21 protein-coding genes are annotated in these 22,443 nt (G+C 62.0%); 10 read left to right on the forward strand and 11 right to left on the reverse strand.

Annotated elements, in window-relative coordinates:
- Positions 1 to 99: 99 nt before the first annotated feature.
- Positions 100 to 1,320, reverse strand: coding sequence for a DUF3095 domain-containing protein (locus VH564_RS13500; RefSeq protein ID WP_423340348.1), 1,221 nt, complete (start codon positions 1,318 to 1,320; stop codon positions 100 to 102).
- A 217-nt stretch (positions 1,321 to 1,537) separates the two neighbouring features.
- Here VH564_RS13500 and VH564_RS13505 point away from each other — a divergent pair, with 217 nt between their 5' ends.
- Positions 1,538 to 2,017 (forward strand): class I SAM-dependent methyltransferase, encoded by a 480-nt coding sequence (locus VH564_RS13505; RefSeq protein ID WP_423340349.1) that lies wholly within the window; start codon positions 1,538 to 1,540, stop codon positions 2,015 to 2,017.
- 2 nt (positions 2,018 to 2,019) lie between these two features.
- Here VH564_RS13505 and VH564_RS13510 read toward each other — a convergent pair whose 3' ends face one another.
- Together VH564_RS13510 and VH564_RS13515 are read right to left on the reverse strand one after the other, a co-directional pair.
- Positions 2,020 to 2,898, reverse strand: coding sequence for an FkbM family methyltransferase (locus VH564_RS13510; protein WP_423340350.1), 879 nt, complete (start codon positions 2,896 to 2,898; stop codon positions 2,020 to 2,022).
- Positions 2,899 to 2,923: 25 nt separating this feature from the next.
- The gene (locus VH564_RS13515; RefSeq protein WP_423340536.1) at positions 2,924 to 4,642 is read right to left on the reverse strand and encodes an adenylate/guanylate cyclase domain-containing protein; all 1,719 of its coding nucleotides are present in this window, start codon (positions 4,640 to 4,642) and stop codon (positions 2,924 to 2,926) included.
- A gap of 234 nt (positions 4,643 to 4,876) precedes the next feature.
- Here VH564_RS13515 and VH564_RS13520 point away from each other — a divergent pair, with 234 nt between their 5' ends.
- Together VH564_RS13520 and VH564_RS13525 are read left to right on the forward strand one after the other, a co-directional pair.
- Positions 4,877 to 5,971, forward strand: a complete 1,095-nt coding sequence (locus VH564_RS13520; protein WP_423340351.1) for a glycosyltransferase family 4 protein — start codon at positions 4,877 to 4,879, stop codon at positions 5,969 to 5,971.
- Complete coding sequence (locus tag VH564_RS13525; RefSeq protein WP_423340352.1) at positions 5,961 to 6,710, forward strand: polysaccharide deacetylase family protein; 750 nt, start codon at positions 5,961 to 5,963, stop codon at positions 6,708 to 6,710. Before VH564_RS13520 ends, VH564_RS13525 begins: the two co-directional genes overlap by 11 nt.
- An 11-nt stretch (positions 6,711 to 6,721) precedes the next feature.
- Here VH564_RS13525 and VH564_RS13530 read toward each other — a convergent pair whose 3' ends face one another.
- On the reverse strand, positions 6,722 to 7,552 hold the full coding sequence (locus VH564_RS13530) for an MBL fold metallo-hydrolase (protein ID WP_423340353.1): 831 nt from the start codon (positions 7,550 to 7,552) through the stop codon (positions 6,722 to 6,724).
- 290 nt (positions 7,553 to 7,842) lie between these two features.
- Here VH564_RS13530 and VH564_RS13535 point away from each other — a divergent pair, with 290 nt between their 5' ends.
- From VH564_RS13535 to VH564_RS13555, 5 genes are all read left to right on the forward strand, one after another.
- A complete protein-coding gene (locus VH564_RS13535) occupies positions 7,843 to 8,637 on the forward strand; it encodes an SDR family NAD(P)-dependent oxidoreductase (RefSeq protein WP_423340354.1) in 795 nt (264 codons plus the stop codon).
- A gap of 274 nt (positions 8,638 to 8,911) precedes the next feature.
- The gene (gene glgX / locus VH564_RS13540) at positions 8,912 to 11,077 is read left to right on the forward strand and encodes a glycogen debranching protein GlgX (RefSeq protein WP_423340355.1); all 2,166 of its coding nucleotides are present in this window, start codon (positions 8,912 to 8,914) and stop codon (positions 11,075 to 11,077) included.
- A gap of 12 nt (positions 11,078 to 11,089) precedes the next feature.
- Complete coding sequence (locus VH564_RS13545; RefSeq protein ID WP_423340356.1) at positions 11,090 to 12,139, forward strand: DNA topoisomerase IB; 1,050 nt, start codon at positions 11,090 to 11,092, stop codon at positions 12,137 to 12,139.
- An 80-nt stretch (positions 12,140 to 12,219) separates the two neighbouring features.
- Positions 12,220 to 12,471, forward strand: coding sequence for a hypothetical protein (locus VH564_RS13550; protein WP_423340357.1), 252 nt, complete (start codon positions 12,220 to 12,222; stop codon positions 12,469 to 12,471).
- A 2-nt stretch (positions 12,472 to 12,473) separates the two neighbouring features.
- A complete protein-coding gene (locus VH564_RS13555; protein WP_423340358.1) occupies positions 12,474 to 13,325 on the forward strand; it encodes a Ku protein in 852 nt (283 codons plus the stop codon).
- A gap of 17 nt (positions 13,326 to 13,342) precedes the next feature.
- Here VH564_RS13555 and VH564_RS13560 read toward each other — a convergent pair whose 3' ends face one another.
- The 3 genes from VH564_RS13560 to VH564_RS13570 form a co-directional block, all read right to left on the reverse strand.
- Positions 13,343 to 14,152: a Ku protein gene (locus VH564_RS13560; RefSeq protein WP_423340359.1), complete on the reverse strand. Its 810-nt coding sequence runs from the start codon at positions 14,150 to 14,152 to the stop codon at positions 13,343 to 13,345.
- Between the two features lie 26 nt (positions 14,153 to 14,178).
- Positions 14,179 to 14,913 (reverse strand): glutathione S-transferase, encoded by a 735-nt coding sequence (locus VH564_RS13565; RefSeq protein WP_423340360.1) that lies wholly within the window; start codon positions 14,911 to 14,913, stop codon positions 14,179 to 14,181.
- Between the two features lie 536 nt (positions 14,914 to 15,449).
- A complete protein-coding gene (locus VH564_RS13570) occupies positions 15,450 to 15,722 on the reverse strand; it encodes a DUF2934 domain-containing protein (protein ID WP_423340361.1) in 273 nt (90 codons plus the stop codon).
- A 364-nt stretch (positions 15,723 to 16,086) separates the two neighbouring features.
- Between VH564_RS13570 and VH564_RS13575 the strand changes: the two genes are divergently transcribed.
- Together VH564_RS13575 and VH564_RS13580 are read left to right on the forward strand one after the other, a co-directional pair.
- Complete coding sequence (locus VH564_RS13575) at positions 16,087 to 17,550, forward strand: phospholipase D-like domain-containing protein (RefSeq protein ID WP_423340362.1); 1,464 nt, start codon at positions 16,087 to 16,089, stop codon at positions 17,548 to 17,550.
- Positions 17,551 to 17,643: 93 nt separating this feature from the next.
- Positions 17,644 to 18,459, forward strand: a complete 816-nt coding sequence (locus VH564_RS13580) for an endonuclease/exonuclease/phosphatase family protein (protein ID WP_423340363.1) — start codon at positions 17,644 to 17,646, stop codon at positions 18,457 to 18,459.
- A 5-nt stretch (positions 18,460 to 18,464) separates the two neighbouring features.
- On the opposite strand, the gene VH564_RS13585 is transcribed toward VH564_RS13580, so the two are convergent.
- Genes VH564_RS13585 through VH564_RS13600 form a run of 4 tightly spaced genes read right to left on the reverse strand, consistent with a single transcriptional unit; the run spans position 18,465 to position 22,275 of the window.
- Positions 18,465 to 19,511, reverse strand: a complete 1,047-nt coding sequence (locus tag VH564_RS13585) for a sulfate/molybdate ABC transporter ATP-binding protein (RefSeq protein WP_423340364.1) — start codon at positions 19,509 to 19,511, stop codon at positions 18,465 to 18,467.
- A gap of 9 nt (positions 19,512 to 19,520) precedes the next feature.
- Positions 19,521 to 20,393 (reverse strand): sulfate ABC transporter permease subunit CysW, encoded by an 873-nt coding sequence (gene cysW / locus VH564_RS13590; RefSeq protein ID WP_423340365.1) that lies wholly within the window; start codon positions 20,391 to 20,393, stop codon positions 19,521 to 19,523.
- Positions 20,383 to 21,240, reverse strand: a complete 858-nt coding sequence (gene cysT, locus VH564_RS13595; protein WP_423340366.1) for a sulfate ABC transporter permease subunit CysT — start codon at positions 21,238 to 21,240, stop codon at positions 20,383 to 20,385. The genes cysW and cysT overlap by 11 nt, the downstream gene beginning before the upstream one ends.
- A gap of 6 nt (positions 21,241 to 21,246) precedes the next feature.
- On the reverse strand, positions 21,247 to 22,275 hold the full coding sequence (locus VH564_RS13600; RefSeq protein ID WP_423340367.1) for a sulfate ABC transporter substrate-binding protein: 1,029 nt from the start codon (positions 22,273 to 22,275) through the stop codon (positions 21,247 to 21,249).
- Between the last annotated feature and the right edge of the window lie 168 nt (positions 22,276 to 22,443).

The raw sequence follows: 22,443 nt of genomic DNA on the forward strand, positions 1-22,443 counted from the left end.
GGGCCCAAGGCAGTCGTCACATTGGCAGATAAGACGCTTTCGTGACGAGGCAATGGGCGAGGCGGAAGACCGGTGCGCAGCGTGCACCCGGGCGGCCGTCTAAGGCGTCGCCGGCAAGGATGCGACGTGGCTGGTGCCGTCCGCTTTCCTTGGCGGTTCTGCCTGCGGTCGCGACTTTCCGGAGAGGGCGGCGGCGGCCATCGCATAACCACCATTTGCTCCATCGATGAAATGCATATGATCATGCGAGAGCGGCGTCGGCACGAAGCACGTCATCAGTGCCGATGCCTGGCGGTGCAGCCCGTAGCGGCAGACACCCTCGGCTTCCGCAGTCTGCAGCCGCGCCTCCAGCCGCGCCAGCCTCGCAGCATCGAGATCGATCGTCATCTTCAGGCCGTCGTCGAATTTACGGAAATCGGTATTAGCCGCGACTTGGCGCTTATAGCGCCGTGCATCGAACGAGCCGAGGGGAAGGCCGAGTTTGTGGAGTGCAAGCGTCAGGCCTATCTGCGCTGCGATGGCAAGCTTGCGTCGCAGGATCCGTCCGCCGGACGCGGTGGCGCGCGCCTCGACGGCGACGCCCTCGAGCGCCAAGGCCAGATTCGGTCCCTCGAAAGGCACGGGGTGGCCTTCGCGGCTTTGCTCTCCGGCAATGGCGATGATGTCGGCAACGAGGCTCTGGAACTCTGGGCCATTGCCGTGTGCGGCAGGCACAGCGATGACCGAAACGATCTCGCCGTTCTGCGCTTCGATCGGGTTCCAGCGGCAGGAGAGGCCTGCCAGGTCCGGACGTTGCCTGCCCTCGTCCGCCTCCACGCCGTAGTGGCCGGCCTTCATCTGCGCTTCCGCCCAGCTGGCACCGCCGCCGGAGAACATGGCATAGGACACGGACTCGGTGGGGCTGAACCGCGCCACCCGCACGTCGAGCCCCTGAGCCCGGATATCGGCAAGGGGTACGAGCGCCGCACGCAAACTGAGGTGCAGATCCTCCGCCACCCATGACTGAACCGAGGCCAGCGCCTGGCGGGCACGCGCAAGGCCATCGGCAGGGATGGCGACGCAGGCGCCGTCACCGCCGAAAACAAAGGGATAGTCAGCCCGGTCAAGCGCGTTCAGGATGGCCGAAATCACGCTGGCTCCCGCCATGTTGACCGCCTTGTAGCGTCCGGCCGCGATGGCCTCGGTGGAGCTGACGATATCGGCCAGCGCGAGGTACCAGTCATCCGGCAGGGGGCTGTAGTTCTCGTCCGACGTCACGCCCTCGAACCGGGTAAACACCGGCAGGGCGCTAAAGAACGCGTCATGTTTCAAGCCATTCATATCCCCACCCCGGTGCCTTCGATACGCGTTCGGAAAAGCCAGCGTCAGCGAGCATGAGTTCTGTAGCACATCCTCGGAGGGTGAACGAGACCGGTGCGAGATGAGTTGCACTGATGACGCCGGCACGCAGGGCTGCAATTCGTTTCGCGCAGTCGACGGGGCCGCCACGACCTGCTAGTCGGGCATGCATATTTGCGGAAGGTAAGGGATTACCACCATGAGCCGTCTGGACAGCTTCATTCGTCGCCTGAGCGCGCAGCGCGACATTCTCAACCAGATCACCGACGATCTGGCGACGATCGACGGGCCGATCCTGGAGCTGGGCCTCGGCAACGGCCGGACCTTCGACCACCTGCGCGAACGCTTCCCCAAACGCCGCATCATCGCCTTCGACCGCGCAGCCAATGCGTCCGCCCATTCCATGCCGCCATCTGGCGATCTCGTGCTCGGTGAAATCGAGGAAACCGCGCAGGCCTTCCTCGGCGTCAACGCGGCGCTCGCCCATGCCGACATCGGCACAGGCTACCCGGAAAAGGATGCCCTCACATTGCGCTGGCTCCCGCAACTGATGGCGGGCGTGCTGGTTTCAGAGGGTCTTGCCGTGAGCGGTCTTCCGCTGGATCACCCGGATCTCGTCTCCCTTCCATTGCCGGCCGGAGTTCACGAGGACCGCTATTTCATCTATCGCCGCAGATAGGTCTATCCGTAAAACAGCACGTCGAACTGGGCTCCGGTCAGAGGCAGGTCGATGACACGCATCTCGATCTGCCGGTCGTCGCTGAAGACCAGGCAGGTCTGGTAAAAGCCTGCCAGTTGCTGTCGGAGACGGGAGGCTTCCTCCGGGCGGTAGAATGCCGGCGTGAATTCCATGTAGATTGGCACGCGGCGCGCCATCAGCGCTTCCATGGATCGGCAGGCCACCGGCTCGTAGCCCTCGATATCCATCCAGACCAGTCCCACCTGGCTTGCCTCTACGCCGGCATCGGCGAGGATATCCATCACAGGCTTGACCGGTACCGATATGCACGAGGTGCCACCGCCCTGTTGCAGCGCGCTGCTCTTGCCGTGGTTGCTGGGATGCTGGAAAAAATCCAGTTGGCCGAGCCTGTCACCGGCGGCACAGGCCATGATCGTGACGCGGTTTTCCAGCCGGTTTTGAATGATGTTGTGGGTTAGCAGCTTGATATTGCGCGGATCGGCCTCGATGGTGACGATCCTTCGGTAGGCCCCGCTCAGTGCGAAATAGACGGTCTGCGTGCCGATATTGCCGCCAAGTTCGAGCAGCACGTCGCCCCGGCGCTGCAAGCCCCGCTCACGCAGCACGGCCAGCAGCCGGTCGACATGGTCCCGTTCGAAGTGGCCTTTTCGAAACACCTTTCGACCGATGTAGTCGGACGGTGAGACCGTCATGCTATGATCGCCGCAATCGACCGTCATGGTCAAAACGCGCGGGCCGATGCCGCCGATCAAAAACTTGCGACCCATGGCCGTGTCGAACAGACGCGTTGCTAGCCGATCCCGCAGCTTGCGCAGGCGTCGCTTGACGGTCTTTCCGGTCCAATGGCTGGCCTTGATCATTGCTTTCCCTACACCGGCCGCTGGTTCATGCAAAGCGGCCGCATTCGCTCTTCGGGACGATATAGACATGCAAGGCCTCAGTACGCCCCCGCACGGCGATTTGCCGTCCCTCGATACCGGTAAGCTCCACTCCGGAGAGCAGGGCGACGGGCTCGGAAAAAACCAGCGCCGTCTCGAATTCCTTGGCGGCGCTCTCCAGCCTGCTCGCCACATTCACCGTATCGCCGATGGCCGTCAACGCCTTGACATTGCCATAGCCCATCGATCCGACCACGGCACGGCCGGTGTGGACGCCGATGGCGATCTGCAGGGGCTTTGGGAGTTCGTCCGCCAGTTCCGCCGCCAGCTTGTCGATCTCGGTGACGATAGCGGCTGCGGCCTTCAGCGCCTGCCGGCAGGCGATCTCCGGCGTGGTGCCAAGGCCGAACAGTGCCATGACGCCGTCGCCGATGAATTTGTCGATGCGTCCACCTTCCGCCTCGATGACGCGCCCGACGATCGTGAAGTAGCGGTTGAGCAGGAAGACAATGTCGAAAGGCAGCCGCTCCTCGGTCAGCGTGGTGAAATGGCGGATGTCGCAGAAGAGGACCGCTATTTCCCGCTCTCGCCCGGGGGTTGCTTCCTGGCTGAAGGTGGGAGTCGCCGTCTCAGCCATCGGCACCAGCATCGGTACGACGGTGATGTCGTGGCTCGGGCGAAGCTGGCAGGCGAGCCGCACGTCGGGTGCAGCGCCGATCCTGGTGAGTGTCTTCTGCTCGGTGGGGTCAGGCGGCAGCAAGCTCCCGGCACCATCCAGCACCTGCACCCGGCAGGTGGAACACCGACCCTTGCCGCCGCAGATCGAGTAATGCGGGATACCGCCAAGGCGACTGGCCTCGAGTACGGTAAAGCCACGCGGCACCTGGACCGTCTCGCCACCGGGGTAGCGAATGGCGATCTGATGGGCTCGCTCCGTCCAGCGGCGCTTGCCGCGCATCAACAGCAGGCCGGCAACGGCCACAGCAAGAAGGCCGTGAAGCGCCACACGGTATGGCAGCGTCTCCCCGTAGCCGCCGACAGCGGTCGGTTCGCTGCCAATGGCGTGGGGACCATAATATCCGCCGGGATGGCCGCCTCCGGTCGCGTGCGAGACTTGATAGGCGACGGTCCGTCCCATGGCCGCGAAGCCGAGCAGGGACAGCACCGGCAAGAGGATGGCAAAGGCCATCAGGAAAGGAGCGACACGCGCATACCAGGAGCGATAGCGCAGCCAGAAGTGCATGCCGATGCAGCCGTGTATCCAGACAATGACCAGGGCCACGGCCTGTCGCAAGCCGATGGTCGGCGCAGTGACCCACAGCGAGCGCACGGTCGAGTGATAGGTGTCGGCGACGCCGTAAAGGCTGTAGACGAGACGGGTGCCAATGACATGGTCGATCAGCAGAAGGGGGACAAGCAAGCCGGTGACGATCTGGAAGGCCTCGCTCATCGGCATCGCCAGCGTCCGGCGGACATAGAGGGCGCGAAATGCCAGCACGAGGTGGATGAGGACGGCGCCGTAAAAAACTGTCGTGCCGACAGGGTTTCGCCAGATCAGCAGGAAGACATCTCGACCGCCCTCGGCCGCATTCACGGAGATGAGCCCGAGCGCGTGGTTGCTGAGATGCATGATCACGAACAGGAACATGACCAGCCCGGACCCTAGCCTGGCCCTGCGGATGGAGCGATTGGAAAACAGGGGGAGGGTCGCAGCTATGGGTTCAATCCGCTTCTGGAAGGCTGTTCACAAATGCACTCGGATGAGCTAACGACCACCTGTCACGAATAGCGGCAGGCCGGATTGTGGAATGATCCTTGATCTAAACATATTGCCGAACCCTGTCGAGGTGTGGGCAGACGGAAGACCGTGGAGCATTTGCTTTGCCCAGCAGGTGACACGTTTTGGCCTGTTGGTTCAATTGCCTTCTGCTGGATGCTGCGTCAACAAATCGATGGTCCGATGAGGATCGCCTTTTACGCGCCGTTGAAATCGCCGAGCCATCCGGTGCCGTCGGGTGATCGCCTGATGGCGCGCCAGTTGATCGCCGCACTGGAGTTGGCCGGCCACCATGTCGATACCGCCTCGGAGCTGCGCGGCTTTACCGCGACCCCGGATCTGCAGGCCCGGGCCGAGATAACGCAAAGGGCGGAAGCTGAAATAGTCCGCCTATTGGCGCTGCCTTCGGAGCAGCGGCCAGAGATGTGGTTCACCTACCACACCTATTACAAGACGCCCGATCAGATCGGACCGGCCGTTTCACGCGCATTCGCCATTCCCTATGTCACGGCCGAGGCCTCCTACTCGACGCGGCGCGACGGGCTCGGCTGGCGGGAAAACCAGCGTCTGGTCGCGGATGCGGTACGCCAGGCCGCCGTCAATCTGTGCTTCACCGAGCGCGATCGGCGGGGGCTCGAAGCCGCCGTTCCCGATGGCAACTATGCCCGCCTTCCTCCCTTCATCGAGCCGTCGCGCTTCCCATCGCCCGCTGCCGATGCGCCCGCTCGCCTCGTCACCGTGGCGATGATGCGCGCAGGCGACAAGCTCGAAAGCTACCGGATGCTTGCCTCCGCCCTCGATCAGATCCGCGATAAGGACTGGACGCTGACGATCATCGGCGATGGCCCCAAGCGGGCGGAGGTGGAAGCCATGTTCGCGATCCTGCCGCCGCAGCGTCTGACATGGCTGGGCGAGGCATCGTCCGAGCGGATCGCGACGGAGCTTTCGCTGGGCGGTATCTATGTCTGGCCCGGCTGCGGCGAAGCCTATGGGCTTGCCTATCTAGAGGCCCAGGCAGCGGGCCTCCCGGTCGTCGCCCAAGCGACGGCGGGCGTGCCGGAGGTTGTCATGGACGGCAAGAGCGGAATTCTGACGCGGGAAGGCGACGCGATTGCTTTCGCTGGCGCCGTTGCCCGCCTGCTAGACCATCCCGACCAGCGACGGGCCATGGGCTTGGCGGCGAAAGACTTCGTCTTCAACGAGCGGTCGCTCAGCGCGGCATCGAGACGACTCGACATCATTCTGCAGCAGCATTTGGGAGAGCGTTATGGGCGATGAACCGATCTGGCAGCCGTTGCACGATCTCTTGCAGCGGATTGCTGAAGAAGGCCGCAACGTCGCCTTCTGGCTCCGCGACGACGACGCGGTCGAGCCGACGCCGGCGCTCGATCGGCTGCTGGCGCTGACCTCGCGCTTCGCCGTGCCGCTCGGCCTCGCCGTTATCCCAGCCTTTACCGGCCGGCCGCTTGTCGATCGGCTGCGAGACGAATCCCACACCACCGTGCTCGTCCATGGATGGAGCCATGAGAACCACGCTGCCGGTCGCGGCAAGAAATGCGAGCTCGGCGCCGAAAGGCCCCAAGATGTGGTGCTTGGCGAACTGCGCGATGGTCTCGACAAGCTGAAGACGCTCTATCCAACCCAGCTCGAGCCAATGCTGGTGCCGCCGTGGAACCGCGTTGCAAAGGCCCTGCTTCCACAGCTGCCCGCTTCCGGATTTAAAGCTGTCTCCGTCTACGGCGAGGCGGAACAGCAGAGCCCGATCAAGCTGGTCAACACCCACGTCGACATCATAGACTGGGTCGGTACGCGCGGCTGCCGTCCGCATAGCGAGCTGGTGGCGGTGCTGATGGCCGAACTGGAGCGCCGCATTTCGGGCAGCGACGAGCCGATCGGCGTTCTGACCCACCATCTGGTGCACGATGACGCCTGCTGGGACTTCATGGCCAAATTGTTCGAGGCAACGGCAGGCAGCGGCGCCGTGCGTTGGCATCGGGTGCGCGAGCTGATGATCTAGAAACTGGCCTTCTAGAAACTGATCGTCTGGCCGTCGAAGGCGGCAAAGGCGTCAGGCAGGCTTTCCCGGGCGAGCGCCTGCATCTTGTCCAGCTCCTCGTCGGTGCGGGAGGGCGAATGATGGAACAGCGCCAGGCGCTTCACTCCGGCGAGCTTGGCAAGCTTGACGCCTTCCTGCCAGGTGGAGTGGCCGAAGCCGCGATATTTCGGCATTTCGACTTCCGTGTAGGTGGTGTCATAGACCACCAGATCGGCGCCCTGCATCAGGTCCAGTGCCGCCTGGTTGACCAGCCCGTCCCGATGCTCCGTGTCGTAGACAAGGGCGATGATCCGCCCCGCCCATTCGATGCGATAGCCGACCGCGCCGCCCGGATGGTTGAGCATCACGGTATGGATGATAATCCCGGGATGCGGCTCCAGCACGTCGCCGGGCGTGAAGTCGCGGAAGCCGAGGGTGGCACGACAGATGTCCGGTTCGACTGGAAACCACGGCGGCCGCATGAACTGGTCGATCATTCCCCGCGTTGTCGTCTTGCCGGCCAGATGGCCCGACCACAGGTTGACGCTGACTTTGGGATTGTAGATCGGCTCGAAGAAGGGCAGGCCGATGATATGGTCGTAGTGGGAGTGGGTGAAAAACAGGTCTATGTCGGTGACGCCAGCCTCGCGCAGCGCTGCCGACGCCTCACGGATACCCGTGCCGGCATCGAACAGCAGGTGACGGCCGCCCAAGCTCAGCTGAATGCAGGATGTGTTTCCGCCGTAGCGCTCGAATTCCGGGCCGGATACAGGAATGCTTCCCCTGACTCCCCAGAATTTAAGCTCGAGCTTATCGCTTTTCATGCGCGTCTTTGTACCAGTTCCCAATCGGCGACAACGTAACCACACTTTTTCCGTCATGCGAAGCCAGCAATTTCCATAAAAGTTGCCGCCACACGAAAACTCGCTCTTCCGCCACCCCATTCACCACGCCGACCAGGTGACAAACCTGGCTTTCGTTCTAAATGTTGACGGGACGGCAGACACCGTGGTGTCGCTTTTGTCCCCTTGGTTGCGGCGGCATCGTATCCGCTGCTATCACGGGAACTAACCCGCGCAGCCGCGCAGATTGCATTCCAGGGAGGAATTCGTCCATGACAGGACTGACACAGGCACTCGCATCGATCCGCATTCCCGATCTCGCCGGCAAGGCTGTCCTGGTGACGGGCGCATCGACCGGCATCGGCGCAGCGCTTGCCCGCGCATTTGCGCAACAAGGCATGAAGGTCGGTATCCACTACAATGCCAGCCGAGAACCGGCCGAGAGTCTCGCAGCCGAAATCACCGCATCCGGCGGAACGGTTTATCTGATACAGGCCGATGTCTCGGAGGCAGGAGAGAGCGAGCGCGTCGTCAACGAAACTGCGGCGGCCTTTGGCCATCTCGACGGTCTTGTCAACAACGCCGGCGGCATGCTCGGTCGCCTGCCCACCGCGGAAATGACCGATGCCCATTACGAGCGGGTGATGAATCTCAACGCCCGCTCGGTGCTTGCGGCGACACGGGCTGCGCACCCCTTCCTGAAGAAGCAGGGTGGCTTCATCATCAACACCACCTCGATCGCGGCCCGCAACGGCGGCGGCAATGGCGCCATTCTCTACGCGGCTTCCAAGGGTTTCGTATCGACCATAACCCATGGGCACGCCAAGGAGTTCGTCGCCGACAAGATCCGCGTCAACGCCGTCGCACCCGGCGTCATCGCGACACCCTTCCACGAACGCTACACCGATGCCGATCAGATGGAGCTGCAACGCAAGTCTATTCCGATGGGCTTCGTCGGCACGCCGGAAGACTGCGTCGGTGCCTTTCTGTTCCTTGCCTCGAACACCCTGTCCGGCTACATCACCGGCCAGATCGTCGAGGTCAACGGCGGCCAGCTGATGCCCTAACCAGGCGCTGGCGGAAGCCTTCATCGGCCGCTTCGGCGGCTGATCTTATTTTTGTGGAACCTAAATTCCCTCATCACGTTTGCAATGGCGGCCCGGTAGCGCCGGGCTAGCCACAATTCTGCAAACGGTTGTTTCATGTTCATGACGATCACCCCATCGCCGTCTGTCGTCGAGCCGCTGCTCGATGGCTGGCGCGTGGGGCGGACAGGTTATGTCCTGACCGTCGTTTGCGCGACCTGACAACCACCTTGAACCCACGGACGGATCGACACCCATGAGCTTCTCATTCTCGGAACTGGACTTCATGAAACCGGAGCTCGGCGCCGAATATACGGGCGCTGGCACGCATTTTGCCGTTTTCTCAGCCAATGCCGAGAAGATCGAGCTTTGCCTCTACACCGAAGACGGGAAGACCGAGACAGCCCGCATGGCGCTGCCGAAGCGCGAGGGCGATATCTGGTCGGGCTACATCGAGGGCATCGGCCCGGGCACCGTCTACGGCTATCGCGCACATGGCCCCTATGATCCGGCCAATGGCCATCGGTTCAATCCCAACAAGCTCCTGCTCGACCCCTATGCCAAGCAGATCATCGGCGACCTCAAGTGGGACGATGCGCTTTACGGCTACACCATCGGCGCCGAGGACGGCGACCTGTCCTTCGACGAGCGTGACAGTGCTCCGTTCATGGTCAAAGGCGTTGTCCAGGATTCCGATTTCGACTGGGATGGAGACAAGGCCATCCGCCGCCCCTGGACGGAAACTGTCATCTACGAAGCCCATGTGCGCGGCCTGACGATGACCCATCCGGACGTACCGGAAAAGATCCGGGGCACCTTCCTCGGAATGTGCAGCGAGCCGATCATCGAGCATCTGTCAAAGCTCGGCATAACCGCCATCGAGCTGCTGCCGATCCAGTCCTTCGTCGATGACCGCTACCTCGAGGAAAAAGACCTCCGCAACTTCTGGGGCTACCAGACGCTCGGCTTCTTCGCGCCGCAGGGCCGCTACATGTCGAGCGAAAGGATCACCGAATTCAAGACCATGGTCCGCCGGTTCCATGCGGCCGGCATCGAAGTCATCATGGACGTTGTCTATAACCATACGGCCGAAGGCTCAGAGCGCGGGCCGACCATGAGCTTCCGCGGTCTCGACAACCAAAGCTACTACCGGCTGTCGCCGGAAGACCAGCGCCACACCTTCGACACCACGGGAACCGGCAATACGCTGAATGTCTCCCATCCGATGGTGCTGCGCATGGTGCTGGACAGCCTGCGTTACTGGGTCGGCGTCATGCATATCGATGGGTTCCGCTTCGATCTCGCCAGCACGCTCGGTCGCGAGGAGATGGATTTCGACCGGCAGGGCGGCTTCTTCGACGCCATCCGCCAGGATCCGGTACTGGCCGGCGTCAAGCTGATCGCCGAGCCGTGGGATATCGGCGAGGGCGGTTATCAGGTCGGCGGCTTCCCCTATCCCTTCCGCGAATGGAACGACAAATTCCGCGACACCGTGCGCACCTACTGGACGGGCGAAGGCGGCCAGGTCGCCAAGCTTGCCTCGCGCATCGCCGGTTCTGCCCGCCAGTTCAATCACTCGGATCGCGGTGCTACCACCTCAATCAATCTCCTCAGCGCCCATGACGGCTTCACCCTGATGGACACGGTGTCCTTCAACGAGAAGCACAATGAAGCGAACGGCGAAAACAACAACGACGGTCACTCTGACAATCACTCCGACAACATGGGTGCCGAGGGTGCTACCGACAATCCGGAAATCAACCAGGCCCGCGCCCGCCGCCGTCGCAACATGATCATGACGTTGATGCTGAGCCAGGGCGTTCCGATGATCGTCGGAGGAGACGAGGTCGGCAACAGCCAGGGCGGCAACAACAATGCCTATTGCCAGGACAACGAAATTGGCTGGGTCGACTGGGCCGGCATCAAGGACCCGTTCCTGGAGTTCTGCCAGAAGGCCGTCGCCTTCCGCAAGGCGCATCCTGTTCTCCGGCAGGAACGCTTCCTGACTGGCGAGACCTCGGAGGATGGCCGCGCAGAAATCGCCTGGTTCAAGCCGGACGGCAACCAGATGGACGAGGGTGCCTGGGACGACGGCGAGCTGCGTGTGCTCGGTGTCTACGTCGGCAAAAGCGTCCACGCGACGGACGCGGACAATCCGGATGACCTGTTCCTGGTCTTCAACGCCGGCGGCGACTGCGAATTCAAGCTGCCGGAGCTTGGCGACGACGAAGGTTGGTGCCGTGTCGCCGACACCGGCTCGGAGGAATCCTTCACCATCCATGAGGTAGAAAATACGGCAATGGTCTACGCCGCCAGTGTCGCCGTCTTTACGCCGAAGAGCAATCAGCCGGATGAACCGAAGGCTGCGGAGCGTAAGCGTTGGTTCCACTTCGGTCGCCAGGCTCAACCAGACAGGAAGTAACGGGAAGCTTCGATGAGTGACGTGTCGATTGCAGATCTTGGTCTTGTTTATGTAAACGACAGCGAACCTGGTATTCGCCGCCATCGAAGAGGCAAGGGTTTCTGCTACAAGCTGCCGGATGGCAGCTTGCTCGACGACGCTATCCACCGCAAGCGGATAGCGTCGCTCGGCCTGCCGCCGGCCTACGAGGATGTCTGGATCTGCCTGCAGCCCGAAGGCCATCTGCAGGCGACCGGCCTGGATGCTCGTGGCCGGAAGCAGTATCGCTACCACAAGGACTGGCAGTCCCACCGAAGCGTCGAGAAATTCCACCAGCTGATTGAGTTCGGTCAGGCGCTTCCAAAGATACGACGGGCCGTTCTGCGCCATCTCGATGGCGGACTCGATGACATCCACGGCGTTCTTGCTGCCCTGGCGACCCTGCTGGACGAGGCGCACCTCCGGGTCGGCAACATGAATTACGCCCGGGAAAACGGGACTTACGGCGCCACGACGCTGCTCAAGCGCCACCTGAAGCTCAATGACGGGCGGATCGAACTGCGCTTTATCGCCAAGGGTGGTAAGCGTGTGCAGCGGAGCCTCAAACATCCACGCCTGCAGCGGATGCTCGAAGAAATTGCCGATCTGCCGGGCCGCCAGCTGTTTGCCTGGAAGGACGAGCATGGGATCCTGCGACCGGTGGATTCCGGCCGGCTCAACCTCTACCTGGGCGAAATCTCCGGCCTTTCGGTATCTGCCAAGACCTTCCGCACATGGGCCGGCTCGCTCGCGGCCTTTACATCGGCCCGTACATCGCTCGAAAAGAGCGTGCGGCCGACGGTCAAGGAGATGTCCGAGGCGTCAGCCGAAGTGTTGCACAACACGCCGGCGATCTCGCGCACAAGCTATATTCACCCGTCGATCATCGACCTTGCCAATAAGCAGCATTCCCTCGACGAACTGGTGTTCAAGCCTCTCGTCGAGCCGTTGCGCGGTCTGCGGGCCGATGAAAACCGCCTGCTCGACTTCCTGATCCGCAAGAGCGAGGAGACTGAACCCGCGCCGCTGGCGGAGGCGTCGTAGCCACCGATGCCGCCGGTCGACCGACGGTGGGAACCAATCACGGCGGCAGCCGTTGCGAACCAGATGTTGAGGAGTTGGGCATGGCAGATGTGCAGAACGGCAAGCGCTCGAGGCAGCCCGATCCACGCGATCGGTTGATCATCGCCCTCTATGCCCAGCTCAAGGCGGAACGCGAAACCCGTGAGGCGCTGGAGTGGGTGCTGCACAATGGCGCGCTCTCGAACGAGGTGCTGGAGGCAGTCGCCGGCGATCCGGTTCCCGCCGTCAGCAGCGAGGAACTGGCGGCTGTGGAGAAGATCATCGCCCTCGACAACCGCCGGCGTGGCCATTGACGATGGCGGCGCGGGCAAGTTGGAAGGGCCAGTTGACGATCGGGGCGCTGAGTTGCTCGGTCGGGCTCTACACTGCCGTTTCGTCGTCCGAGCGGCTATCCTTTCACATCATCAACCGCAAGACCGGGAACCGCGTCGAGCGCCAGTTCGTCGATAGTGAAACGGGAAAACCCGTGGATCGCGACGAGCAGGTCAAGGGCTACCGGCTCGATGATGGCGATTACCTGATCATGGAGAGCGACGAGCTTGCCTCGGTGATCCCAGACGGCGACAAGGTGCTGGCGATAGACAGCTTCATCGGCTGGGACGATATCGACAAGCTCTATTTCGACCGACCCTACTTCCTGATGCCGGTCGAGGAAGACGATCGCGAGGTTCTTGGGCTGGTCATCGAGGCCATGCAAAAGGAAAAGGTCGCGGCCCTGGCGCACGCCGTACTCTTCCGCCGCTATCGCACGCTGCTCATCCGCCCCTACAAGAAGGGCCTGATCGCCACCATGCTGAACTTCGACTACGAAGTCAGGTCGGAGGAAGAGGCTTTCGAGGACATTCCGGAGATTGAGGTCACCGGCGAAATGCTGGAACTGGCGAGCCATATCATCGGAACCAAAAAAGGCAGCTTCGACGCCGCCGCCTTCGACGATCGCTACGAGGCCGCCTTGGTCGAGCTGGTCAAGGCCAAGGTGGAAGGCAAGCGGCTGCCGAAGAAGCAGCCCGTCCGGGAAGAAAAGGTTGTCGATCTCATGCAGGCACTGCGCGAGAGCGCGGGCATGTCCAAGCCGAAGGCCGTGCCCAAGGCGAAGGCTAAATCGAAGGCGACCAAAGCTCAGCCGGCGCGCAAGAAGGCCGGCTGAGACACCACGGCAATCCTTTAGGCACCCTTGCTTTTCCTGTTGGCCTCGATGCTCTTTTTCAGGGCGTCCATGATGTTGATAACATTTCCCGATTGCGCCGGCTGCGGCTCTTTTTGCGGGGCAGCGACCTTCTTGCCGCGGCCTTTCTTCTTCGCCTTGATCAGTGCTGCCAGCTTGTCCTGAACGGGGTCCTGGGTCATCTCGGGCGACCAATCCTCCCGGCGCTTTTCTATCAGCGTCTTCATCAGCGCCAGCGCTTTCGCCTCCGGCTTTTCGGCGACTGCGAAGGCCTTGTCCGGCGTACGGACCTCGTCGCCGTAGCGCAGCGTCCACAACAGGATACCGTTGCCGCTCGGCTCGAGCAGCACGGCGCGTTCGCGGCGGTTCAGCACCAGGCGGGCGATGCCGACAACGGCGCTCGCCCGCATCGCTTCGCGGATGACGCAGAAGGCTTCCATGCCGACCTTGTCCTCCGGCGTCAGGAAGTGCGGCGCGTCATAATAGATCCAGTCGATCGAATCCTTGGGCACGAAATTATCGATGTTGATGGCGCGGTTGCTCTCGAGCGCGATCGCCTCGATCTCCTCGTCCTCGAGAAAGATGTAGTCGTCGTCGCCGCGCTCGTAGCCTTTCACCTGATTGTCGTCATCCACCGGCTTGCCCGTGCCGGAATCGATATAGTGGCTCTCCAGTCGGTTGCCGCTTTGTCGGTTCAGCACGTTGAAGCGTATCTTGGCGTTCTCGGTCGTGGCGGGCGTCAGCGAGACCTGGCAGGTCACCAGCGACAGTTTCAGATAGCCTTTCCAGTATCGGGGCTGCTTGGCCAATGACGGTCTCCTTGGGGACTAGATGATCATCCGACCTGCTGATCGAGCTCGGAATAGTGGCGGAAGATGCCGTCCTCGTTGAAAGGCAGCCGCCGTTCCGATGCGAGGTAGCGCAGGATGTTCGGCCGCTTGCCTATGCTGTCGTGCAAGGCCATGAGCGCGGGACAGCGCGACGCGTAGCCCTCCATAGCCTTGGGAAAGGCATAGAGCAGGCCTTCGATCACCTGGAAAAGCGACAGGTCGACATAGCTCAAGGCATTGCCGACGCTGTAGGATGGGCCCGCTGCATTCTCCTGCAGCACCCGCTCGAAATAGCCCAGATATTTGGGCATGCGCTCCTTGATGAAAGAGGCGGCGCGGATCTTGGCGGCGTCCTTCTGATCTTCGTAATATTGCGAGGTCGCCAGCGGATGATGGGTGTCGTGCACTTCGGCAACGAAATCGGTGATCGACAGTTGCAGCCCATTTGCCATATGGCGCTGTGCCTCGCCTTCCGGCGAAAGGCCGAGCCGGGGTCCGAGGAAAAGAAGGATGTTGGCGACGTGGGAAATGAACACGTTGCCATCCTTCAGAAAAGGTGGCGCGAAGGGGATGAACGGCTGCGTACCGTTCTTCATGATGTCGAGCATCGCATCGGTGCCGAGCCCCGGACCATCGCCGCGCGCCACGTCGACATAATCGGCACCCGCCTCTTCGAGTGCCAGGCGTATGAACTCGCCACGCCCCTGAATGCCGTCCCAATAATAGAGCTCGTAGGCCATGTCGTGTTCCTTATTCCATTCATCGGCTTGGGCGTCGATAGAGGCAAAGCCCGTTGGGCCGCCTGGCTACATCGTCAAAGATGTAGCGCCAACATGCACCGTTGGAAGAGGTCGCCGCCCTGGTTGGCTAGAGGCGCGTTTTGACCACCCGACGCACAAGGCCGTAGATGTCCAGCCGGCGGCGGGGGACGACCTCTCCAGGGACCCTGAACATAAGGCCGGCTATCTGGTCGACGGCCAAAACTATTGTAAGCGCCAGGGCCAGATAGGTCGTGGCAATGAGAGCGATGAGCATGCGGTCCTCACATGGGTGAACCAACAGGGCGCCATAGGGTGCCGTCGGTCACGCCGAAGTCTCCGTCGCAGTCGAGCAGCGATGTGTCGACGCATTTCTACTGCGAGTGCGTAACCTTCAATCCAGGCGTTTGTTCCGCTGGACATTGCGTCCCGCTCAAACCCGCCATGACGAAATCAGGCCCAATCCGAAGGATGGGCCTGTTGACAATGCGCGCGTCGAACTCGCCGGGTGCGAAGGTCTAGACTTTGGCTGAGATGCCTTTCTTACTCTTCGACTTGGCGGCGACTGCCGCCGGTGGCGTCGCGCCATTGCTTTTCGACGTCGTCGGCGCTGAAGCAGAACGTCGAGTCTTCGGCTTGACCTCCAGCCCGTGGGGCGCCGTCGTCTCCATAACCGCCCGCTCCTTCGTCGCCTGTTCCCAATGGGCGGAATCGCGACCTGTCGGATATCCCTCTTCTTCCCAAAGGGAATAAGCTCGTTTCATGATCCATTCGTCTCGGGACTCTGTCATTGCTCGCTCCGTTGAACCTAGAATTAATACAACTTGGAAAGGGTGTTTATGTTCCAGTTCCGGACCCCCGCAAGACGCATCCCCGGATGTCCCTTCTCGACCTGCGGATGTCATGTCCTCGCTATCGCTTGCACGACCGGCAGGAGACGTCGCCGCTGAATAGGATGATTTACGCAGTCGGCTACATCCGCTCGAAGCTCACGCCAACAACAGAGCTAAGGTAGCAGCAGTATGGTCCTGCTCCCCCCGCGCTTCAATTGAAAAAGCTAATCCCTCGTTTTTTGCAGTGCAAAAGAAGTTCCTGCCGCTGATACCCGGGCAGGCAGCGCATTGCACCGGCCGCACGCCCCGTTATAGTCGCCGCATGTTCAATTTGATCACCACCTATTGGCCGCATATTTTGCTGGTCCTGTCGATAAGCCTGGGTGCGACGGCGGCCGTTCACGCCGCCATGACGAAGGAGGAAGTTCGCGCCGCCACGGGTTGGGTCGCGGTAATCCTCCTTTCGCCGATCGTCGGCGCCGTGCTCTATGGCGTGGCGGGTATCAATCGCATACGCAGGGCATCCCTCAGCCTGCAGCGCGACCTGCTGTTCCGTCAGGAGACGCGGAGCGAACTTGCCATCTTCGAGGCGAACGGCGAGGCCATTCGCAAGACGTTCGGCGCTCGCTTCGCATCCATGAAGATCCTCGGCGACCGGGTCGCCCGGCATCCGCTGACCAGCGGTAATTCGATCGAGATGCTTGCAAGCGGCGACATCGCCTATCCGGCCATGCTCGAAGAGATCGCCTCGGCCGAACGCAGCATCCTGCTCGAAACCTACATCTTCGACCGCGATCCGATCGGGCTGCGCATCGCCGATGCGCTGATCGACGCCGTCAAGCGCGGCATCACCGTCCGGGTGCTGATCGACGCGGTCGGTGCGCGCTATTCGGTGCCGAGCATCATGGGCCACCTGCGGGACGGCGGCGTCACTGTCGATGTCTTCAATGGCAATGTCATCATCGGGCTGCGTCTTCCCTATGCCAACCTGCGCACCCACCGGAAGATATTGATTGTCGACGGCAGGGTGGCGCTGACCGGCGGCATGAATATCAGACAAGGCTTCACCACCGAGTTCGCCGGCGATAACGCCGCCCACGATGCGCATTTCCGGGTCACCGGCCCGGCCGTCGCCGATCTCTTCCACACCGCATCGGAAGACTGGCGCTTTGCCACCGGTGAAATCCTCCAGGGTCACGAGTGGCGGATCGCCGAGCAGCAGATGGATCCGGAGGCTCCGATGCTGGTGCGCGTCGTCTCCTCGGGGCCGGACCGCAGTCTCGAGACCAATCACAAGATGCTGATCGGCGCCTTCTCGGTGGCGCGCACCTCGATCCTGATCATGTCGCCCTATTTCCTGCCGGACCGCGAGTTGATCAGCGCGCTGGTGACAGCGGCAAGGCGCGGCGTGACTGTCGATGTGGTCGTACCGGCGGTCAACAACCTGACGCTGGTCGATCGGGCCATGACGGCGCAGTTCGATCAGATGTTGAAGAACTACTGCCGCATCTGGCGCGCCAGCGGCCCCTTCAATCACTCCAAGCTGCTGTCGATCGATGACATATGGGCCTATGTCGGCTCCTCCAATCTCGATCCCCGCTCGCTTCGTCTGAATTTCGAGGTCGACATGGAGGTCATCGACCGCGACTTCGCCAAGATGATCGGCGATCATATCCGCGAAAGTCTTGCGACGGCAAAACAGGTCGACCTGCACGTGTTGCGCAGGCGGCCCTTTTGGGTCCGGCTTATGGAGAAGGTTCTTTGGCTGGGATCGCCCTATCTCTGATCGTAGGGAGCATTAAAGACTGGCAGTTGCGCCCGGCAGCCCTATAGTTCTGACAGGGACATAGCCTGGGCGCCGCCAAGTCGGTCGAGTGAGATGCATAGCAAGAACGAAAGCCTGCGCAAAAGTATTCTGCATTCGATCCGCAACAGGAAGTCCATACGCGATCAGGCTCCAGCGATCGAGCGCGCGCCCGGAACCCGGATAGCCTCCTACAATGTGCACAAATGCGTCGGCTCGGACCGTCGCTTCGACCCTGATCGTATCCTTCGGGTAATTCAGGAAATCGACGCCGATATTATCGCGCTGCAGGAGGCGGACAGCCGGTTCGGCGAACGCACCGGCCTGCTCGATCTGACGCGGCTGGAGCGTGAGGCAGGTCTAGTGGCGGTGCCCGTGTCCGGCGTTGCCAAGGCCCACGGCTGGCATGGCAATGTGGTGCTGTTCAAGCAGGGGATTGTCCGCGACGTCCACCAGATCAAGCTGCCGGGGCTGGAGCCGCGCGGCGCGCTGGTGGCGGAAATCGAGTTGTCGAGCGGCAGCATCCTGCGGATCATCGCAGCCCATTTCGGGCTGCTGCGCCGATCTCGCGCCCAGCAGGCGCGCACGCTAGTCGAGATCATGACGAGGGCCGGCGAATTGCCGACGATATTGCTGGGCGATCTCAACGAATGGCGCCTTGGCGACCGCTCCTCGCTCAACACCTTTCATGCGGCCTTCGGCCCACAGCCGGCGGCGGTGCCGAGCTTTCCGGCCAACATGCCGATCCTCGCGCTCGATCGCATGATCGCCAACCGCGCCGGACTGATCTCAGCGATCGAGGTCCATAACACGCCATTGGCGCGTATGGCCTCCGATCATCTGCCGATCAAGACGACATTGACACAGCTGGCGACGGCCGGCGAGACCTGATCCCCTCAGACGGGCGGACGAAACAGCTTCCAGCGGGTCGGACGGAAGGCAATGCGACTGCGGTCCAGCTCGCCGACCTTTTCCGGCGGCAGCTCGATCTCGATACGCGGATGACCGCCGCCGATATCGATCTCGATATGCCGCGTGCCTGCTACCCGCCGGCTGGCGGTGAGCAGGCCGGCGATGCAGCCGCCGCAGCCGTCCAGCAGCTCAATGTCGTGCGGGCGGAAATAGAGGTTGGCCGGACCCTCCGGCTCTCCCGGCGCATTCAATCCGAGCGGTCGGTCCTCGAACCAGATCGCCCCGTCGGTCACGTGCACCTTCATGCAGTTGGACTGGCCTATGAAGCCGAAGACGAAGGGCGAGTTCGGGGTGTCGTAGATATCGTCCGGCGTGCCGATCTGCTCGATGGCACCCTGGCTCATGACCACGACTCGGTCGGCAAGCTCCAGCGCCTCGTCCTGGTCATGGGTGACGAAGACCGTCGTATGGCCGGTGCGGTCGTGGATCTCGCGCAGCCACTTGCGCAGATCCTTGCGCACCTGCGCATCGAGCGCCCCGAAAGGCTCGTCCAGCAGCAGCACATTCGGCTCGACGGCCATGGCGCGGGCCAGCGCCACGCGCTGCCTCTGGCCGCCGGAGAGCTGCGCCGGATAGCGTTTCTCGAGGCCGGAGAGCTGCACAAGATCCAGCAGCTCCATAGCCCGCCGACGGATTTCCGCGCGGGCAGGGCGCCGGGCAGAAGGGCGGACCTTGAGGCCGAAGGAGATATTGTCGAGCACCGTCATATGGCGAAACAGCGCGTAGTGCTGGAACACGAAGCCGATATTGCGCTGCTGCACCGTTTTGACAGAGGCGTCTTCGTTGCCGAAGTAGATTGTGCCTTCCGTCGGCGTCTCCAGCCCGGCGATGAGCCGCAGCAAGGTCGTCTTGCCGGAGCCGGAGGGGCCGAGCAGCGCGATCAGCTCGCCGGAGCGGATGTCCAGCGATACGTCGTTGAGCGCCGGAAAGCGGCCGAAATCCTTGCGGATGTTTTGAACGCGAACTTCCATCAGTCTTCCTTAGTGACGCCGGCTCGCAGCGATTTCCTCGCTGAAACGCATTTCCAGCAACGTCTTCAGAATAAGCGTCACCAGGGCGAGCAGCGCAAGCAGCGTTGCCACGGCGAATGCGCCGGAGAAATTATAGTCGTTGTAGAGAATCTCGATCTGCAGCGGCATGGTGTTGGTCTCGCCGCGGATATGCCCTGATACGACGGACACCGCGCCGAATTCGCCCATGGCGCGGGCGTTGCAGAGCAGGACGCCGTAGAGCAGGCCCCATTTGATATTCGGCAGCGTCACATACCAGAAGGTCTGGAAGCCGCTGGCGCCGAGCGACAGAGCTGCCTCCTCGTCTGCGGTTCCCTGGTCCTGCATCAGCGGGATCAATTCTCGCGCGACGAAGGGGAAGGTCACGAACATCGTCGCCAGCACCAGACCCGGCACGGCGAACAGGATCTTGATGTTGTGCTCGGCGAGCCAGGGCCCAAGCAGGCTGTTGGAGCCGAACAGAAGCACAAACACCAGGCCGGCGATGACAGGCGAAACCGAGAAGGGCAGGTCGATGAGCGTCGTCAGGAAGGCCTTGCCCTTGAATTCGAACTTGGCGATCGCCCAGGCGGCGGCAACGCCGAAGACGAGGTTGAGCGGCACGCTGATGACGGCCACGATCAGCGTCAGCTTGATGGCCGCAAAGGTCTCGTCGTCCTGCAGCGCCTCGACAAAGGCACCGGCACCCTTGCGGAAGGCTTCCACAAAGACAGCCGCCATCGGCAGAAGCAGGATCAGCGCCAGGAAAACGAGGGAGACGGCTATCAGCGTCCAGCGCGCAAAGCGGCTCTCGGTTACCGCCGACGTCAGTTTATGCTGACCTGGTTGGGTATCAAGCGCCATAACCGTACCTCTTTCTGCTCCAGGTCTGGATGAGGTTGATGACCAGAAGCATCACGAAGGAGATGATCAGCATGATCGCGGCAATGCCCGTCGCGGCCGCATAATTATATTCCTCCAGCCTGATGACGATCAGCAGCGGCGCGATTTCGGAGACGTAGGGGAGGTTGCCGGCAATGAAGATCACCGAGCCGTACTCGCCGACCGCACGGGCGAAGGACAGCGCAAAGCCTGTCAGCACGGCGGGCGCAAGCCCCGGCAGCAGCACGCGAGTGATGGTCTGGAAACGGTTTGCACCCAGCGTCGCGGCGGCTTCCTCGACCTCGCGGTCGATTTCTTCCATGATCGGCTGCACCGTGCGCACGACGAAGGGCAGGCCGACGAAGATCAGCGCGATGACCACGCCAATAGGCGTGAACGCGACCTTGATGCCGAGTGGCGACAGGAACTGGCCGATCCAGCCGTTCGGGGAATAGAGCGTGGTGAGCGCGATACCGGCCACCGCCGTCGGCAGCGCAAAGGGGAGGTCGACCACCGCGTCGATGATCCGCTTGCCGGGGAAACGGTAGCGCACCAGCACCCAGGCGAGGATGACGCCGAAGATGGCGTTGACGACGGCCGCGATCAGCGCGCCGCCGAAGCTCATGCGCAAGGCTGCAAGAACACGGGGATCGGATGCGATCGACCAGAAGGCCGGCCAGCCGAGCGTGCTCGTCTTCAGCAACAGGCCGGAGATCGGAATGAGAACGATAAGGATAAGCCATATCAAGGTAAAACCGAGCGCCATTCCAAAGCCTGGAATGACGCTCGGTTGCCTGAATTGCCACCGTGAACGGGTCGCTGCATGCATGTAGTCTTACTGTCCCGGCTTATAGATCTTGTCGAAGATACCGCCATCTCCGAAGAACTTGGGCTGCGCTTCCTTCCATCCGCCAAAATCGTCGATCGAGACGAGCTTGAGGTTGGGGAAACGGGCGATGTCCTTCGGGTCGGCGGCGGCAGGCTTGATCGGACGGTAATAATGCGCAGCCGCGATCTTTTGTCCATCGTCGGAATAGAGATAGTTCAGATAGGCTTCCGCGAGCTTGCGGGTGCCCTTCTTGTCGACATTGCCATCGACGATGGCGACCGGCGGATCGGCGCGGATAGACACCGAGGGTGTGACGATCTCGAACTTATCGGGCCCGAGTTCTTCCAGCGACAGATACGCCTCGTTTTCCCAGGCAAGCAGCGCATCGCCGAGGCCGCGCTGCACGAAGGTCGTGGTCGCGCCGCGCGCGCCGCTGTCGAGCACCGGAACATGCTTCAGCAGCTGCGTGAGATAGGCTTCCGCCTTGGCATCGTCGCCGCCATTGGCCTGCTTGGCCCAGGCATAGGCCGCCAGAATGTTCCAGCGGGCGCCGCCCGAGGTCTTGGGATTGGGAGTGATCACCTGGACGCCGTCCTTGACGAGATCGGGCCAGTCCTTGATGTCCTTGGGGTTGCCCTTGCGCACGAGGAAGACGATCGTCGAGGTATAGGGCACGCTCTTGTTCGGGAATTTGGTGTTCCAGTCTGGCGGAATCTTGCCAGTGGCCTTGGCGATGGCGTCGATGTCGCCTTCGAGCGCCAGCGTCACCACATCGGCGGCGAGGCCGTCGATGACGGAACGGGCCTGGGCGCCCGAGCCGCCATGCGAGGCCTTCAGCTCGACGCTTTCACCGCTATCCTTTTTCCATTTGGCGGCAAAGGCGGCGTTGAAATCCTTGTAGAGCTCACGGGTCGGATCGTAGGAGACATTCAGCAGCGTCTGCTCTGCCGCAAAGACAGGCACAAGCCCCGACAGCGAGAAGCTGCCGATCAGCACTGCGGTGGCAAGAAGTCGGGATAGCCGTAGCGTCTGCATAAACACCTCCTTGTTTGTGCTGTAAGCCTACCAATCTGGTCGTATAATGTAACGAAGATTGTTCCTGCGAACTTACGTTCGTTAGAATGGCATCCCATAGAATTGGCTGAAGCGAAATGGGATTGCTGAAGCTGGGCGCTCGCCTCTTCATCGCCACAAACCGTGCCT

Origin of the sequence: Rhizobium sp. HT1-10 (assembly GCF_049472505.1) — a bacterium.
Classification (GTDB): Bacteria; Pseudomonadota; Alphaproteobacteria; order Rhizobiales; family Rhizobiaceae; genus Rhizobium.